15 protein-coding genes are annotated in these 17382 nt (G+C 55.8%); 14 read left to right on the top strand and 1 reads right to left on the bottom strand.

The window, feature by feature from the left end; translation table 11 throughout:
* The first annotated feature begins 46 nt into the window (after positions 1-46).
* The 12 genes from MHZ97_RS19815 to MHZ97_RS19870 all read left to right on the top strand — a co-directional run bounded on the left by MHZ97_RS19815 (position 47) and on the right by MHZ97_RS19870 (position 13026).
* Positions 47-1414 (top strand): MFS transporter, encoded by a 1368-nt coding sequence (locus MHZ97_RS19815; RefSeq protein ID WP_239315142.1) that lies wholly within the window; start codon positions 47-49, stop codon positions 1412-1414.
* Positions 1393-1800 (top strand): hypothetical protein, encoded by a 408-nt coding sequence (locus tag MHZ97_RS19820; RefSeq protein ID WP_146053842.1) that lies wholly within the window; start codon positions 1393-1395, stop codon positions 1798-1800. The genes MHZ97_RS19815 and MHZ97_RS19820 overlap by 22 nt, the downstream gene beginning before the upstream one ends.
* Positions 1797-2735 carry a flavin reductase family protein gene (locus MHZ97_RS19825; protein ID WP_239315141.1) on the top strand — a complete coding sequence of 313 codons (939 nt, stop codon included), beginning with the start codon at positions 1797-1799 and terminating at the stop codon, positions 2733-2735. Before MHZ97_RS19820 ends, MHZ97_RS19825 begins: the two co-directional genes overlap by 4 nt.
* Before the next feature lie 8 nt (positions 2736-2743).
* A complete protein-coding gene (locus MHZ97_RS19830; RefSeq protein ID WP_103796461.1) occupies positions 2744-4039 on the top strand; it encodes an aromatic ring-hydroxylating dioxygenase subunit alpha in 1296 nt (431 codons plus the stop codon).
* A complete protein-coding gene (locus MHZ97_RS19835; protein ID WP_239315140.1) occupies positions 4029-4511 on the top strand; it encodes an aromatic-ring-hydroxylating dioxygenase subunit beta in 483 nt (160 codons plus the stop codon). The genes MHZ97_RS19830 and MHZ97_RS19835 overlap by 11 nt, the downstream gene beginning before the upstream one ends.
* Before the next feature lie 8 nt (positions 4512-4519).
* Complete coding sequence (locus MHZ97_RS19840) at positions 4520-6220, top strand: NAD(P)/FAD-dependent oxidoreductase (protein WP_239315139.1); 1701 nt, start codon at positions 4520-4522, stop codon at positions 6218-6220.
* Positions 6221-6233: 13 nt separating this feature from the next.
* Positions 6234-7571, top strand: coding sequence for an amidase family protein (locus MHZ97_RS19845; RefSeq protein WP_239315138.1), 1338 nt, complete (start codon positions 6234-6236; stop codon positions 7569-7571).
* A 22-nt stretch (positions 7572-7593) separates the two neighbouring features.
* Positions 7594-8841 (top strand): aromatic amino acid transporter, encoded by a 1248-nt coding sequence (locus MHZ97_RS19850; protein ID WP_239315137.1) that lies wholly within the window; start codon positions 7594-7596, stop codon positions 8839-8841.
* Between the two features lie 374 nt (positions 8842-9215).
* Positions 9216-9638 (top strand): Exc2 family lipoprotein, encoded by a 423-nt coding sequence (locus MHZ97_RS19855; RefSeq protein WP_239315136.1) that lies wholly within the window; start codon positions 9216-9218, stop codon positions 9636-9638.
* Between the two features lie 559 nt (positions 9639-10197).
* A complete protein-coding gene (locus MHZ97_RS19860; RefSeq protein WP_239315135.1) occupies positions 10198-11559 on the top strand; it encodes a carbohydrate porin in 1362 nt (453 codons plus the stop codon).
* Positions 11560-12123: 564 nt separating this feature from the next.
* On the top strand, positions 12124-12315 hold the full coding sequence (locus tag MHZ97_RS19865) for a tautomerase family protein (protein WP_103796468.1): 192 nt from the start codon (positions 12124-12126) through the stop codon (positions 12313-12315).
* Between the two features lie 126 nt (positions 12316-12441).
* Positions 12442-13026, top strand: a complete 585-nt coding sequence (locus MHZ97_RS19870) for a DJ-1/PfpI family protein (RefSeq protein ID WP_103796469.1) — start codon at positions 12442-12444, stop codon at positions 13024-13026.
* Positions 13027-13058: 32 nt separating this feature from the next.
* Here the strand turns inward: MHZ97_RS19870 and MHZ97_RS19875 are convergent, their stop codons facing one another.
* Positions 13059-15086, bottom strand: a complete 2028-nt coding sequence (locus tag MHZ97_RS19875; RefSeq protein WP_103796470.1) for a choline transporter — start codon at positions 15084-15086, stop codon at positions 13059-13061.
* Positions 15087-15294: 208 nt separating this feature from the next.
* Between MHZ97_RS19875 and betI the strand changes: the two genes are divergently transcribed.
* Together betI and betB are read left to right on the top strand one after the other, a co-directional pair.
* Positions 15295-15891 (top strand): transcriptional regulator BetI, encoded by a 597-nt coding sequence (betI, locus tag MHZ97_RS19880; protein WP_103796471.1) that lies wholly within the window; start codon positions 15295-15297, stop codon positions 15889-15891.
* A 13-nt stretch (positions 15892-15904) separates the two neighbouring features.
* Positions 15905-17377, top strand: coding sequence for a betaine-aldehyde dehydrogenase (gene betB / locus MHZ97_RS19885; protein ID WP_239315134.1), 1473 nt, complete (start codon positions 15905-15907; stop codon positions 17375-17377).
* Positions 17378-17382: the final 5 nt, after the last annotated feature.

The following is a 17382-nucleotide window of genomic DNA, read 5'->3' on the forward strand; positions in this document are numbered from 1 at the left end:
CGACTCTCAACGTCAAGCCGCCTTAGACTCCGCGTCGGAGGTCACAATGACATATCGCTATCGCATTGCTTTTGTTTTTCTTGCCGGTTTTTTTATCGACTGTATCAATATATTTATGTCGGCTATCGCGCTGCCTGACATATCGCGCGAGCTGCAGGTCTCAGCTTCCAGCGTGGCCTGGGTTGCTAATAGCTATATTCTGGGTTTAACGCTTATTATTCCTCTTAGCCACTGGCTTGCCAGCCGCTTTGGCGCGCGACTGACGATGGCAGCCTCAATGCTGATATTCTCTACTGGCGCACTGCTGTCGGGATTTGCCGACCACTTTGGCAGCCTGGTGTTATTCCGTTTTATCCAGGGCGTGGGCGGAGGATTGCTCATCCCTGTAGGACAGGCGCTGACCTTTGGCCTGTTTAAAAAAGATGAAAGAGCAAAAATTTCTACCCTGGTGATGGCTGTTGCGCTTATTGCTCCCGCCATTTCACCGGCTGCCGGCGGGGCAATTGTCGACCATCTCTCCTGGCGCTGGGTTTTCCTTTGCAATATACCTTTCAGCCTCGTGACCGCTGCGCTGGCGCTGCTGTGGATTAAACCTGAAAAAAGCGCGGCGCCACGGCCCGATATCCTTGGCCTGATCATTATTAGCCTGGCGCTGACGGCTCTGCTGTCAGGCCTCTCTTTGTATGCGGACTCTGCTCACCAGAGCCTGCCTCTGGGGCTGGTTATAGCGGGTATAGCGCTGGCATTTGCCTATTTTCTGCACTACCGCCGCCAGGCTAACCCGGTGCTGGATTTAAGCGTGCTTGGCAATGCGCATATGCGCTTTTCTGTCATCGTTTATTACGCGGTGCCGGGCATTTTCACCGGGGTCAACCTGCTTAATATTTTTTTCGTGCAGGAGGTACTCGGCTGGACAGCGAGCGAAACGGGACTGCTGATGGTGCTCTATGCGGGCGGCTCTTTCTGCGCGATGACGCTTTGCGGCCGTTTATATAACCGCACCGGCGCCGCGCCGCTTTTTCTGGCGGGCTTGCTGCTTCACGCCGCCGGTATAGCGGTGCTGTCGGTAACCGAGGCGTCGCACGACCTGCTGTTTCTTGTTTGCGCTTATCTGCTTATGGGAACCGGGGGTGGCATAGCGGCCAATACGGCTCAAACCACCGCAATGATGGATTTTGAAGGGGATCGCCTTGCTCGCGCCAGCACCATCTGGAATCTGAACCGGCAAATCTCTTTCAGCACAGGCGCAGCGGTTTTCACCCTGTTATTCAACCTGCTGCAGAAGTCCACAACGCTGACGTCTGCCTACCATTCCGTGTTTCTTATTGCCGCCGGGCTGGGGTTACTTCCTCTGCTCGGACTCATGAATCTTAGCCAAAAATCGGAGCTCCTATGCGATCGGAAAGAGAGTTAATCGCCCACTATAGCGTGACTGAATTGCATCAGTGGATTGAAGAGGTATTTACCGGCCGCGCAGGCTATCCCTCTGCCCTGGAGCGGCTGCTCGCCAGCTTTAGCACATCATTTAGCATGGTCACCATGAAGGGGCAGATCATCGGTTTGTCCGAGGTGGAGAATCTGTTTCGCAACAACAAGGGATCGCGTCCCGGTCTGCGTATTGAGACTGACGCCTGCGAAACGCTCGCCCAAACGGACACCTCGGTGACCTGTCGCTACCGCGAAACGCATTATGAGCAAGGCAACACGCATGTCCGCTGGTCGATCGCCATTATTGAGTTTGAGGCAGGCCGACCTTACTGGCGCTATCTGCAGGAAACAGCGGTAGCGGAAGCGTTATGAAGCAGTTTGCCATCACGACTATTCGTTCCGTAGGCGAAGCCGTTCGGGAGTTCACGCTTGACGCGGATAACAATGAGCTGGCTTTGCTGACGCCGGGAGCGCACTACCGCTGGCAAATGCCTGATGCGATCGGCACGCGGAGTTATTCCTGCGTCATGCTGGCGCTGCCCGCGCCCACGCTGACATTTGCTGTTCGTCTCTCCCCAGACTCGTTAAGCAGCGGCTATCTGTCAGGTCTGGCGGAGGGGGAGATCGTCACGCTGGAGGGGCCGTTCAACTCTTTTCCACAGCTGTCCGCGCCGTTAAATGGAAGAGATATCGTTATCGCCGGCGGGATTGGGGTTACGCCCCTGACGGGCGTGGTTGCTCGTCTGGTCGCTGCCGGGCGCCAGCCTGAATGCCATTACTTTGCTTCTTCCCGATCTCAGGCGGCCTACGCGGATCCCCTGGAGAGTCTGCTGCAAGAGCGGTTTCACTTACACACCGCAGAAGGTCCCCGCATCACTATTGATGCGTTACTGGGAAAGCTGCAGCGCAACGATCGTATCCACGTTTGCGGACCGACGCGTCTGCTGAGTGCGGTGCTGGACTACTGCGATGCCCATGATTTCCCCCGCAGCCATCTCGCCTTTGAAATCTTTAACGCGCCTCCGGCCGAGGCCGAAGCGGGCGGGTATGAGGTCGAGGCAGCAGAGAGTGGCGTAAGGTTTTATGTCACTCGCGGTCAGTCTCTGCTGGACGCGCTGGAAGAGGCCGGTCTGGAGCCGCTTTACGATTGCCGAAGAGGGGAATGCGGACTCTGCGCGCTGGAAGTCATTGAGGGGGAGGTCGAGCACCACGACTTTATTATGACGCCGCAGGAAGCCGCAACCAGTCGGACTATTTATCCCTGCGTTTCCCGAGCCAAAGGAAGCGTTCTCAAATTAGCTTTATGAGTGATGCCATGAACCCCAATACCCTTTTTCGCGGCAGCGAAATTCATAAATCCGCCTACCTTGATCAGACGCTTTTTCTCACTGAACAAAAAACGGTCTTTGCACAAAGCTGGCTTTATCTGTGCCACGCCAGCCAGCTCCCCGCTGCGGGGGACTATGTCACCGTTGAGCTTGCTGCTCAGCCCCTGGTCGCTATTCGTCAAAAAGCAGGGGATATCACCGTTCTGTTTAACCGTTGCCCGCACAAAGGCGTCAAGGTATTAGCGGAATCCTCAGGCAATTGCGGTCGGTTTCTACGCTGCCCTTACCATGCATGGACCTTTAAGCCGTCAGGTGAACTGCTGAGCATTCCGGTGAAAAATGAATACGATCCCTGCGTGATCGCCGCGTGTGAAGCGGGCCACGGCATGGCACGAGTCGAAAATGTTGTGGTTTACCGCGATTTCATTTTTGTGCGTCTGAGTCAGCACGGCCTCTCCTTTGAGGAATTTTACGGCGATTCGCTTTCCACTCTGGACAATATGGTCGATCGCTCTCCCGCTGGCCAGCTGCGGGTAGTCGGCGCGCCGTTGCGCCATCGCCATCGCTGCAACTGGAAAATGGTGATGGACAATCAGACTGACACTTGTCATCCAATGGTGGCGCATGAGTCTTCAGCAGGTGAAGCCGTTAATCTCTGGGCGCAGTCAGAGCGGCAGGCTGAACAACCGATGGCGGTGGAGCTCTTTTCTCCGTTTATGTCGTCGCACGCCTTCTTCGCTGAAATGGGGATTCGCACCTGGCCAAACGGGCATGGACATACAGGAACGCGTAATTCAATCCATAAAGATTATTCCGCTATCCCCGGTTACTGGGAAAGCATGGTTGAAAGCTATGGCGAAACGCGGGCACGGCAAATCCTCGATGATACCCGCCACAATACCGTCTACTTTCCCAACCTGATGGTGAAAGGCCCGATACAAACGCTCCGTATTATTCGTCCCGTCTCAGCCAGCGAGACGCTGGTGGAATCCTGGATTCTGGAGCTGGTTGGCGCACCGCAACAGATGCTGGAACGAACCGTTCAATACAATAACCTGATCAATTCGCCCTGTTCGATGGTGGCGCATGACGATGTAGAGATGTATGAACGCGCGACGGAGGGGCTGCAAAGCCAGGGGAGTGAGTGGGTCAATATCGCCCGCCTCTATCAGGCGGATGAACAGTGGAACAGAACAACCGTCACCTCAGGAACCAGTGAGATTGCAATGAGAAACTTCTATGCCATGTGGCAGCATATGCTGGAGGGGAAACATGTCTCCTGAAGGTGTTTATAACGCGCTGACCGACCTGATCTATTACGAAGCTGAGCTGCTGGACGAGCAACATTACGATGCATGGATGGCGCTTCTCTCTGAGGATTACACTTGGTGGATGCCCCTGCGCCACGGCCAGCCCGATCCGTTAACCGAGTCATCGCTGCTTTATGAAGATCGTTTTGTCACGCAGCTGCGCGTTAATCGCCTGCGCAGCGCACGTAATTTTTCTCAGCAGCCTAAAAGCCGCAGCCAGCACCTGCTGCAGCGGCCGGTAATTGCCTGGCGTGAAGGCGAGGCAAATGCGACAGCCGTCACCCGGCTTATCTACAGCGAAAGCCGCGGGGAGCAAGAGTGGCACTATGCTGCCCGCATTGAGCATGCGTTTCGTCTGGTGGAAGGGCAATGGCTAATCGCTGCGCGCAAAACGATTTTGCTCAATCTTGAACGCCCTCTCGACAGCCTGCAGTTAATCATCTGAGAACACCTATGACATCTCCATCACATGAAAACGGGGCGGCGCAGGCTTTTCCCTATATTGATACGCTGTTTGATTACGGTGATTTTCTTGCGCGAGCGGCGTCGCTGGGGGGTATTGGCCAGTGTCCAGAGCGTGAGCGCGCGCCTCGCGTCGCAATTATCGGTGCTGGCTTAAGCGGGTTAATCGCCGCGCGTGAGTTGCTTCGGGCGGGGATCCGCCACGTCACGCTGTTTGAAGCTGAGCAGGGCGGCTATGGTGGACGCCTGCTCAGCCAGCGCTTTGATCCTTCAATGCCGCACTATATTGCTGAAATGGGCGCTATGCGCTTTCCTCCCACAGAGGTTGGGCTATTTCACTATTTAAACCATTTCGCTATCGATACCGCTTCGGTTTTTCCCGATCCTGGCATTGTCGATACCGAAATCCACTACCAGGGAGAGGCATTTGCCTGGCGTGCCGGCGAGCCGCCGCCAGCGCTGTTTCAGAAAGTCGATCGCGGATGGCGCGCCTTTATAAAAGAGGGCGTTACCCTGGATAACGGCAGGGTGCTGGTTGCGCCAGCCTCTATCACGCAGGCGCTGAAAGCGGGAAGGCTCGCGGACGCAAAAGAGGCATGGCAATGTTATCTGGATGTGTTTAGCGACAGCTGTTTTTACTCTGCGCTGGTACGCATTTTCACCGGCAAAAACCCGCCCGGCGGAGAGCCCTGGCTTAAACCCACCGATTTTGCCCTGTTTGGATCGCTTGGCATTGGTTCCGGTGGTTTTCAGCCCGTTTTCCGTGCGGCCTTCATGGAGATCATGCGGCTGGTGGTCAATGGCCTGGAAGAGGATCAGCGGCTGGTGCCCGCAGGTATTGCCACGCTCACTAACCGCATGGGCGAGGAGCGTATCGCCGGTCAGATGCTGTCAGACCGCATCCTGTATCAAAAAGTTACCGCCATCGAGGAGCGTGATGATAAGCGGTTCGACGTGGTGACCGCCGAGGGCGGCGCTACCCCGTTTGACCGGGTCATTGTTACGGTATCAACGCGTGCGATGCAGATCGCTCTGAAGCTCTCTCAGCGCCCGCAGTGGCTGTCGCCAGAGGTCTCGCGAGCGATAAATGAGACGCATCTTATCGGTTCATCGAAACTTTTCTTGCTCACCAGAGAGAAGTTTTGGCTGAAAGAGACGCTGCCGCACACCATTCTCACCGATACGCTCGCAAAAGGGGTCTACTGCCTTGACTACCAGCCAGAGGATCCTGAGGGGCACGGCGTCGTACTGATCAGCTATACGTGGGAAGATGATTCGCACAAGCTGGTCACGCTTAAAGATAAACAGGCACGCCTGTCAAGGCTGGTAGAGGAGCTGAGCCAGACCGCGCCAGAGTTTGCCCGCCACCTTGTTCCTATGGATAACGATCCCAAATTTATTCTGGAGTATGACTGGCTTACTCATCCTCTCGCGATGGGGGCGTTCAAACTGAACTATCCGGGTGACGACCGTTATTCAGAAGCGCTTTTTTTCCAGTTCCAGAGCGCGGCTAGTGCTGACACCGATAAAGGGATATACCTCGCAGGATGCAGCTGTTCCTTTACCGGAGGTTGGGCGGAAGGGGCCGTACAGACGGGGATCAATGCGGCCTGCGCCGCTATCGCTAGTCTGGGGGGGACGTTGATACCCCGTAATCCGCTGCACGCTATGGCGCGCCATTTTCACTACTGAGAGCGACACGTTCATGCTGACTAAACGCCCTTGCTCTTTGGCTGCCGAGGTGGCCTTGAATCGTCACCCGGCAGGACTAAAAGAAAATCATCACTATCGATATGAACGCTACCGTGAAACGCTGTCGCTTAATGCATTTATTGCTTATGATGCGCAGCGTTTGAATGGTGAAATCCCACCTGCGAAGTCCACGTCCGCACCGCTTTTTGGGCTGCCTTTTTCCTGTAAAGACAATATCAACGCTAGCGGATTCGCGACCACAGCGGGTACGCCGGGACTGGCTGATTTCCTTCCTGAAAAAGATGCCCCCGTCGTTGCGCGCTTAATTGAGCAGGGTGCAGTGCTGTGCGGCAAAAATAATATGCATGAATTATCGTTTGGCGTGACTTCATGTAATGGCACCTGGGGCACGGTAGGCAATCCGGCTCATCCCGGTCATCTTGCTGGTGGCAGCAGTGGGGGCTGCGCGGCGGCTGTCGCAGCGGGTGCCTGCGCTTTCGCCGTGGGAACCGATACCGGGGGATCGGTGCGTATCCCGGCCTCTCTGTGTGGCCTGTCAGGATTCCGGCCGACCACCGGGCGCTACTCCTCTGCTGGCATTGTGCCTGTTTCTCACACCCGGGATACGCCAGGCTTTATTGCACCCGGCGTCTCCGATATCGTGCTGCTTGATGCCGCCCTTATGGACGAAACGCCGGTTGAGCCGGTGATGCCGCGCCGCGTGGGTATTCCTGCAGGCTTTTTATGGCAGGGGCTGGATAGCGCGGTAGAGAAGCGGTGCAGGGAAGCTGTCGCCAGGCTTGAGGAGCAGGGGGTGGAAGTCGTCACCATTGATGACAGCCATCTTGGCGAATTGAATGCGTCAGTGCAGTTTGCCGTTCCGTTTTATGAATTTTTTATCGATTTCCCGCGCTTTCTGCTCGGTGAAGGGCTCGAATGGCGATTCCAGTCGATTCTGGACCAGCTGAGCGATGCCCAAGTACGTAATCTTCTTCAACGGCAGCTGCAGCAGTGCAGCGTTTCCTGGGATGACTATCTGGCCGGCCTGTGCACCACAGGCGATGTGCGCACCGCCTGGCAAGAGATGTTTTCTGAACATCAGCTTGATGTTTTACTTTACCCAACCGTGAGCTGTGCCGTGCCGCGCCTGACGGAAGCGCTTAATCCTGTTGTTTTTGAAAAACTGGTGCGCAATACGGATCTCGCCAGCAGTGCCGGCGCGCCCAGCCTGACTTTACCGGTGGGCAGAGCAGGTGAACTCTCTATTGGTCTTTCTGTGGATGGTCTGCCAGGAGAGAATCGCCAGCTAATGCGTTATGCTCTGGCGGTCGCTCGCCTGGTGCAGGCTTAATATTTTTTTATCGGAACATGTAATGACAGAAATAGCATTAACCCAGCGTCAGCCTTCAGTATGGTGGGGCGCGATGATTATCTGCGGGACGGTGGTAGGCGCAGGGATGTTTACGCTGCCTGTGGTGATGGCCGGCGCCTGGTTCGGCTGGTCGCTGCTGATACTGCTGGTTAGCTGGGGATGTATGCTGCTGTCGGGGCTGATGTTCCAGCAGGCAAGCCGCTATTTTCCGCTCGGTGCCGGCTACGATACCTTAACCCGCTCGCTGTTAGGGCGCCGGTGGGCTGCGCTAAACGGCCTGAGCATCCTTTTTGTACTGGGCATTCTGACCTACGCCTATATTTCGGCCAGCGGGCCGGTCTATCAGCACTCGCTCAATAGCGCCGGTTTGCCTGTCTCTACCGCGGGCGCGAAGGTGCTGCTGACGCTGTGCGTCGCCATCGTCGTCTGGCTGGGGACAAAGGGGGTCAGCAGGATCATGACCTTTTGCGTGCTGGCCAAACTTTTGCTGCTGGTGACGGTCTTTGGTGGCCTGCTCACGCAGGTCAATCTGCTTACGCTTGCCGACGCGGGAAGCGGCGAGGGCGGCTACTGGCCCTATGCGTTTGGCGTCCTGCCATTCTGCCTCGCCTCGTTCGGCTATCACGGCAATATTACCGGCCTGATAAGCTACTATGGCGGCGAGCAGAAGCAGGTCAGGCGCGCGCTGGTGGTTGGCACGCTGATGTCACTGGTTATCTATCTGTTCTGGATTACCGGTACCATGGGCAATCTGCCGCGCGCCTCGTTTCCCGCCGTGGTGGCAGCTGGCGGGGATATCGCCGCGCTGCTCGCCGCCTTACGCGATCGGCTGCATGTCGGCGCGCTGAACTTTATGATGACGCTGTTTTCCCATTTCGCGGTGATCGCCTCGTTTTTAGGGGTAACGGCTGGTCTGTTTGACTTTATCGCTGACCGCCTGAAGCTGGGCGATACGCCGCTGGCGCGCTTTAAGGTGGCTTTGCTGACCTTTTTACCCGCCCTGGCCGCCTCACTATGGTTTCCCGACGGCTTCCTCGCCGCTATCGGCTTTGCCGGTCTTTTCGCTACGCTCTGGGCGGTCATTGTCCCCGCCTTACTCTATATCAAAGCGCGGAGACGCTTCGCTAAACAGGAAAGAGCAGGGGCGCGAGGATCCCTTGCGGCGATGGCAGTTATAACCTTTGGCGTACTGAATATTCTGGCCTGGACGCTGAGCTGGCTCGATATGTTGCCAACGTTCAGCGGATAGCGCGGGCTATTGTAGCGACAGGCCTGCTGCAGAGCGTCTTCAGTCAGGCCAGTAACCCTTATTATCGGCTGCATATCCATGCGGCTTTGCAGCAGGTGGCGGGCGAATCCTGTGCTCGCTTCCTGCTCGTCCTGGCCTGACTCCTCAGGTTATTTCTATAGCCGCTCTCTTTTGTCATCTTTCGCGAACCGGACTTGCCGGACTTTGAACCTTGCCTGATAGCGTGCAAAAGCAGAAACCTGAACGCAAAGGACTGAAGCGCGATTTAACATGTGGCTCAATTCTGGCGCGTATAAATCAGCCAGCGGTTTGCCGCACCCGCAGCGCAGCGCAGCGATATAGTTTGGCTGCGTTAATGACATAAGGATATGAAAATGAAACTATTCAGATGGTATTTTTGCACCATGCTTGCCGCTTCGCTGCTGCTGACGGCCTGTGCCGGACAGCAAAGCAGCGCCGAACGCAACGCCAGCCATGCCGTTGCGAAACTCTCCAGCATTCACTTCGATCCCAATACGCGTCCGCTCCGGGCGGATAATTACCGCTGGATGACGACGTTTCTGCGGCAGTTTTACGATCAGGGTAAAAAAGACCGGGCAAACAGCCTGACGCAGGTGCAGGCTGAACAGCGCGTTAAAGCATTTAGCGAATGTCCGACGGGACCTTTCAGACCAGAGGCGCAGACCAGCCACATAGTTTCGCAGGTTTACAGCGCTGACCGTCCGAAGGAACAGAGTCAGATTTTGCTGGAGAGCGCCACCGCGACATACTGGGATGGTTATTACGGACGGCCGTAACGGGCACGGCGAAGGTTGATATCTGATCAAGCGCCGACCGCGGTCGGCGCTTTTACTGACAGAGAGCACGGCAGACAGAAAGGTTCGAGTCACCAGAGAAGAGGAGGGAGAAAAAGGCTGTCTGAGAGATCTCTGTTTGCTGCGGCTGATATTCTATTTAACATAAGATGTATTATGCGTAGTTGCGTTGGCTGTGATTATTCGCCATTAAATTACTATTTAATGTAAATGGCAACGCTAAAGAATTTATTAGACAGGAAATCAATAAAAAGTTAATCATTTGATTTGAAAATATTATAATTCAACGGCAAACTCTTATAAAACTCCGATCTGATTCACATTAATAAATTAACCTGTTAATTCCTGTTGCCAGCGCAGCAGGATTTAACAATGATTGGCCCGTAAAGGATTGCTACTTTTAAAAAGGCAAAACCTAAACCTTCTCGCTTTCTTAACCTGAAGCAAGAAGGTTTAGGTTTTTTTGTTTTTAATTTAACGCGTCACTGCGTTAGCCAGAGGAAATGTTAGTCGGTTATATAACTTAACGATGAGATAAAAAATGAAGAAAAGACTCTCTTTGCGCGTTACCTTTCTTGCCGCGCTCTTTATACCGGGCGCACAGCTTCACGCGGAAAATAGCGAATGGAATGGCATCGTATTAGGTTTTGAGCCCCCGGGAGCGGGTTTAGCCGGCGACATGGCAGGCATTCGTCCGTTACTTCAGGAACTTGGGTTTAATTATAACCTCAATTACCTGAATGAATTCGCCTATAATGTTGCTGGCGGTTACGATCGGCGTGAGCATCTGGCTTATATCGACCAGTTTGCGCTAACCTTTGTTCAGGATCTGGAACAATTTACGGGGATTCCTGATGCCAAAATAGAAGGCAATATTGTTAACCGAAACCACGATGATAATTTAACAACCAGACGTATTCAGGATATGAGAGTCAATATGGTTGACTCCGCTCAGGAAAGCCATGGCACAGGATCAGTTACGCGTCTTGGCTGGCTTACCTTTAGCCGCTCTTTTGACGATCGCCGTCTGCAATGGCGAATCGGCATGATGAATAAGGTGCAGACATTCGATCAGACCACACCCTGCGATTTTCAGTTGTTGACGCTATGCGGAGGAAAATCAGCTAACTCTTTTTTCTGGAGCAACTGGAACATCCATACGTGGGGCACCACGCTGGATTATAAAATTACGCCAGACGTTACCTTCAAAACCGGTATTTTCGAGCAAAATCCTCGTGCCACCGAGCGCAGCCATGCATGGAGCGGTTCAACAAAAGGCAGCAAAGGTTTTATACTGCCGATAGAGCTGGAATGGAAGACCACTATCAACGCCCTGCCCGGCATTTATAGTGTCGGGACGCAATTCACAAATGCTGTCCAGTACGACCTCTATAGTGGAAAGTCGAAAAAGGAAGGATTAACCGATCCTGAAGGCTATAAGCCCTATAATCGCACCTGGTTTATGTGGGCAAGCGCCAACCAGCAAATCACCCGTAAAGAGAATGATGCCAGCCGCGGCATGAGCCTGGGCTGGAATATTGGCGTAAGCGATCGTCGCAGCAACTTTTTACATCTGGTCACCGCAGCCTCTTTACGCTACCGGGGACTATTTGATGCCAGACCGGAAGACTGGATTGGGCTTGGCGTCAGTTATACCGATATCAGCCATCATTACAGCCGTAATCAACGCGCCAAAAACGTGCTTTCCGGGATTAATGAATACAGCCATGCCTTTTATCATCCCATTCCAGGGCATGCTGTTAATGCAGAGCTTTATTATCGTTTCCGTCCGGTAAGCTGGCTTGAGCTTCAGCCAGGCATTCAATACTGGCACCGCCCAGGAGGATTAAGGGAAACGCAGGATGCATGGGTTGGAGAGTTTAAGACCAGCGTGACCTTTTAAACAAATATCGCCCCAGGCTAATAACGGGCTACGGCCCGCATCGACGGTAGCTCTTCTCACCTTGCCTGCACGCCAGTCAGCCAGTCGTCACGGCCGCTGTCAGGTCAGGATAGTTGCCCGCATTCAGGGTGGGGTCAGTATGGGTGAGGCCGTGAGAGGAGGAAGAATGCGTTCTTTTGGCAGAGAGCATCCGTTCAGCCATATGATCGACCTGCAGTGGCTTTCGCAGGCGTGCGCCTTAGCTGACGGGATAAGCCGGACGCGACACGCAACCGCCCCTTATACTTAGCGCAGGTCATCGGGCCGCCCGCCCTGACCTGCTGCCCCTTAATCCCGCCGTTTTCGTAAAATAGCTGCTTAGAACCAGCGCCCTGTTCGCCGACAGAAATGCGCTAATAGTGTGATGCGCTTAACAAATAGCCTTCAATCTTCTTTGCATCTCTTCATTCCCAAAAGGAGTATGGGTCTCTCCGCTGGGACAGAAGCAAAAAGAAGCCAGCGAACCGCAGCTGAACATGACACGGCTGCGCCCCACTCTTTATTCATCAAAAAGGAGATACCCGCATGCCTGAGATTGTGGTTTATGCCGTAGAAGGCCGCTCAGCCGAGCAAAAAAAGAACCTGATGGTCAAGATCACCGACGCCGTAGTAGAGAGTTTCGGCGTGGAGCGCGATCTGGTGGTGGTGTCGGTCGTCGAAACCAAAGCCAGCGATAAAGCGCGCGGCGGTGTGCCCTACAGCGAACGCGGCAAATAGCGCGCCCCAACGCTCTGCCACAGGATCTCTCCCTGCGCGACTGTCAATTACCGGCTAACCAGGATATAAATGAAACGCTGTTTTATTTTTATATCCTTTATCCACTGACAGATGCAAGGAGAGACGATGTCAAAGAAAGCTGCACTTTTGCTGGCCACCGGTTTTGAAGAAGCCGAAGCATTTATTACCCTCGATATCCTTAGCCGACTGGGGATAAAGGTCACTACCCTCGCCTGTCATCCCCACAATCAGGTTGTCAGCTATCACGGCGTGGTGACGCTGGCTGATCGGCTACTGGAAGAGAGCCAGCATGAAATGTTCGATGCGGTGATCATTCCCGGCGGCCCGGAGGGCACGATGAATCTGGCCGCCAGCCCGGCGGTCAGCGCCTTTATCCGCCGCCACGACGAGGCGGAGAAGATCATTGCGCCCCTCTGTTCTGCGGCGGCGCGCGTGCTGGCGGGCAACGGTCTGCTGAAAGGACGCCGCTACACCTGCTCGGGCGAACTCTGGATGCACTATGAGGATGGCGAGTATGTTATGGCGGATGTGGTGGAGGATGGCAATCTGCTCAGCGGCAGAGGGCTGGGCGTCGCTTTTGACTTCGCGCTGCAGCTGGCGCTGCGACTGACCGGCAAGGCGGGCGCAGCGGATTTCCAGGCAGAACATATCTACTATGACCGCTGGCGCAGCGATCGGCTGTGCAACTGACAGCGGGCCAGCCAGGCTGGCCCGTTTCACAATTACAGGCTCGGGAAGGTGATATTGTTGCCCGGCGCTTCACGGTGCAGATGGATAAAGTTCAGGTGACGCTCGTACTGATCGAGAATGTCGATAATCACCTGCTCTTTGCTGTAGTCCGTCAGGTCGTTGCCCTGGCTACCCTCCAGCAGAAAGGTTTCCAGCCGGTAGTAGGTCGATTTGCCGCTGCGCGCGCGGTAGGTAAAGCCCGGCACCGAGTACTGCTGCGGCCAAACCTGATAGACAAAGTCCTGCTCCTCACCCAGGTTGACGCGCAAATCGATATACCCCAGGGCGCTCTCTTCTGCCTCATGGCGCGCCAGCGTCACGCGGCCGCCGCGCAGCTCCAGCTCTTTCGCCACCTCCTGCATCGCCGGGAAGATCACGCTATCCATCATCTGCTGGGTGTAGCGCGAGCCGGGATAGTTCATCAGCCGCGACAGACGTTTCTTCCAGCTCAGCCGGTCGCTGCTGGTCGCCAGATAGGGCGCGGTATCGCGGCTGGCGCTGGCGCGGCGGTAATCTTCCACCTTCAGGGATTTATAAAGCCCTGCCATTACAAAGAAGATTACAAAGCTGAACGGCAGACCCATGATCACCGTGGTGTTTTGCAGCGCGGAGATACCGTTGGTCATCAGCATGCTCAGCGTCAGCACGCCAATCGCTACCGACCAGAAGATGCGCAGCCAGTTCGGCGCATCGCTGTTGATATCCTTGAGTTTTGAGGTGAAGTTGCCCAGCACCAGCGAGCCGGAGTCCGCCGACGTGACGTAGAACAGCATACCGGTAATGGTGGCGACCGAGGCGCTCAGCTTAAAGGCGGGATACTGCTCCAGCAGCAGATAGAAGCCGCGCTCCGCGTGAGCCATCACCTCCTGCGCAAAGCCGCTGTTGCCGTGCAGGATCTCATAGAGCGCGGCGTTGCCGAATATCGACAGCCACAGCAGCGTAAAGGTAAAGGGAATAATCAGCGTGCCCAGCACAAACTCGCGGATAGTACGGCCACGGGAAATACGCGCGAGGAAGAGACCCACGAACGGCGACCAGGCGACCCACCAGGCCCAGAAGAACAGCGTCCAGCTGTTCATCCACTGCGTCGGACGGTCGAAGGCGAAAGTGTTAAGCGTCATGCCCATAAAGCGGTTGATATAGTCCCCGACGTTCAGCACCAGCGCGTTAAGCAGGAAATCGGTTTTGCCGAAAAAGAGCACAAACAGGATCAGGCCAAGCGCCAGCGCCACGTTTAGCTCGGAAAGGATACGGATCCCCTTGTCGACGCCGGACGTTACCGAAATCGTGGCGATCACCACCGACAGCACGATAAGCGCGGTCTGCGCCGCCAGCCCTTCCGGAATATCAAACAGCACGTTCAGCCCGTAGTTCAGCTGTACTACGCCGATGCCGAGCGTAGTGGCGATGCCGAAAATGGTGCCTACCACCGCCGCGATATCAACGGTATGGCCGATGGGGCCGTTAATACGCTTGCCGAAGATAGGATAGAGCGCCGAGCGGATGGTGAGCGGCAGGTTGTAGCGGTAGCTGAAGTAGCCCAGCGCAATGCCCATCAGCGCATACATCGACCAGCCGGTCAGGCCATAGTGGAATAGCGTCCAGACCATCGCCTGTCGCGCCGCTTCCAGGGTCTGACCCGCGCCTTCCGGCGGCTGCATATACTGCGTCACCGGCTCCGCCACCGAGAAAAACATCAGGTCGATGCCGATACCGGCGGCAAACAGCATCGCCGACCAGCTCAGCAGGCTGAACTCCGGCTTGGACTGCTCCGGCCCCAGCTTAATCGCGCCAAAGCGGGAACAGGCCATAAACAGCACGAATACGATGTAAAGCGTCGCGGCCAGCATGTAATACCAGCCAAACGTAGACGATACCCAGTTCACTGCCGCCTGAATCCATGCCCCGGCCTGCTCGCTGAAGAGAATCGTCACCAGTGAAAATGTCAGAATCAGTCCGGCTGAGGTGTAGAACACCACAGGATTGATTCTGTCTTTTTCACTTGCAGGTGGATTAATCATCAATTACCTCTGTTTTAGTATCTATTTCAGTACGTTATACAAACCCCTGATTGCGATGGACGTCCTTTATTTTTATTCCCTGACGGCTAAGCGCAGCGGTGCTTAGCAACAATCAAGGCACAACATCCTAACAACTTTCTTTTTTATATTGAACGTTCAATCAATAAAAGTTCTAATAGTGGACTTGTTTAGGGGCGGAGCGCTTGTCATGCCAAAGGTAGGAATGCAGCCGATACGACGTCGGCAGCTGATTGATGCAACTCTGGAAACCATTAACGAAGTCGGGATTAACGACGCCACCATCGCGCAGATTGCGCGGCGCGCAGGCGTCTCGACCGGCATCATCAGCCACTACTTCAAAGACAAGAACGGCCTGCTGGAAGCCACCATGCGCGACATCACGCGACAGCTGCGCGACGCGGTGGCGATCAGGCTCAGGCCGCTGGCGGACGCCAGTACCGAGGCGCGTCTCTGTGCCATCGTCGAGGGCAACTTCGATGAGAGCCAGCTGCATAAGGCGGCGATGAAGGCCTGGCTCGATTTCTGGTCGAGCAGCATGCATCAGCCCCAGCTCAACCGGCTGGAGCGCGTCAGCAGCAGCCGCCTCTTCTCCGCGCTGGCCGCAGAGTTCCGCCGCGAGCTGCCGCGCGAGGCGGCGCGCACCGCCGCTTACGGGCTGGCGGCGCTGATCGACGGCCTCTGGCTGCGCGCGGCGCTGGGCGGCAAACCCTTTGATTTTCAGCTGGCTCGCTCGTTAACGACCCAGTTCATACGCCAGCAGCTCGCTGGCAACACCCATCCCTGATAAAGGAGGAACCATGTCCCGATTCGCAGAGCAGCACCTCTATATTGATGGCGCTTACGTCCCGGCAGCGGCTGGCGACACCTTTGACACCATCAATCCCGCTAACGGCGACGTGCTGGCGAAGGTGCATGAGGCGGGCCGCGCTGACGTTGACCGCGCCGTTGCTGCCGCGCGCAAAGGCCAGAAGGTCTGGGCGGCAATGACCGCGATGCAGCGCTCGCGCATTCTGCGCCGCGCGGTAGATATCTTGCGCGAGCGCAACGACGAACTGGCCGCGCTGGAAACGCTGGACACCGGCAAACCGCTGAGCGAAACCGCCAGCGTGGATATCGTCACCGGCGCGGACGTGCTGGAGTACTATGCGGGCCTGATCCCGGCGCTGGAGGGCCAGCAGATCCCGCTGCGCGATACCTCTTTTGTCTACACGCGCCGCGAGCCGCTCGGTGTGGTAGCGGGTATCGGCGCGTGGAACTACCCGATTCAAATCGCCCTGTGGAAATCTGCCCCGGCGCTGGCGGCGGGCAATGCGATGATCTTCAAGCCGAGTGAAGTTACGCCGCTTACCGCGCTGAAGCTGGCGGAGATCTATAGCGAAGCGGGCGTGCCGGACGGCGTGTTTAATGTGCTGCCGGGCAGCGGCGCGGTAACCGGCCAGCTGCTGACCGAGCATCCCGGCATCGATAAAGTCTCTTTCACCGGTGGCGTCGCCAGCGGTAAAAAAGTGATGGCCAACGCGGCGGGTTCGACCCTGAAAGAGGTCACCATGGAGCTGGGCGGTAAGTCGCCGCTGATTGTCTTTGACGATGCCGATCTCGACCTCGCCGCAGATATCGCCATGATGGCCAACTTCTACAGTTCCGGTCAGGTCTGCACCAACGGCACCCGCGTCTTTGTTCCGGCCAGCCTGAAGGCTGCGTTTGAAGAAAAAATTGTGGCGCGCGTCGCCCGCATTCGCGCCGGCGACCTCAACGATCCCGCTACCAACTTCGGCCCGCTGGTGAGCTTTGCCCACCGCGACAACGTGATGCGCTATATCGAAACCGGTATCGCCGAAGGCGCGCGCCTGCTGTGCGGCGGCAAGCGGATGCAGGGGGACGCGTTTGATAAGGGCGCCTGGGTAGAGCCGACGGTGTTCACCGACTGCCGCGATGAGATGACTCTCGTACGCGAAGAGATCTTCGGGCCGGTGATGTCGATTCTGAGCTATGAGAGCGAAGACGAAGTGGTACGCCGCGCCAACGCCACAGAATATGGCCTGGCCGCGGGTCTGGTCACGCAGGATCTTAACCGCGCGCATCGCGTTATCCACCAGATTGAAGCCGGTATTTGCTGGATTAACACCTGGGGTGAATCGGCGGCGGAGATGCCTGTCGGGGGTTACAAGCACTCGGGCATTGGCCGCGAAAATGGCCTGATGACCCTGCAAAATTATACCCAGGTGAAATCCGTACAGGTCGAGCTCGACCGTTTTCAGTCGGTATTTTAATTAAT

The sequence above is a fragment of the Pantoea sp. ACRSC genome (assembly GCF_022346785.1).
Taxonomy (GTDB): domain Bacteria; phylum Pseudomonadota; class Gammaproteobacteria; order Enterobacterales; family Enterobacteriaceae; genus Pantoea; species Pantoea alvi.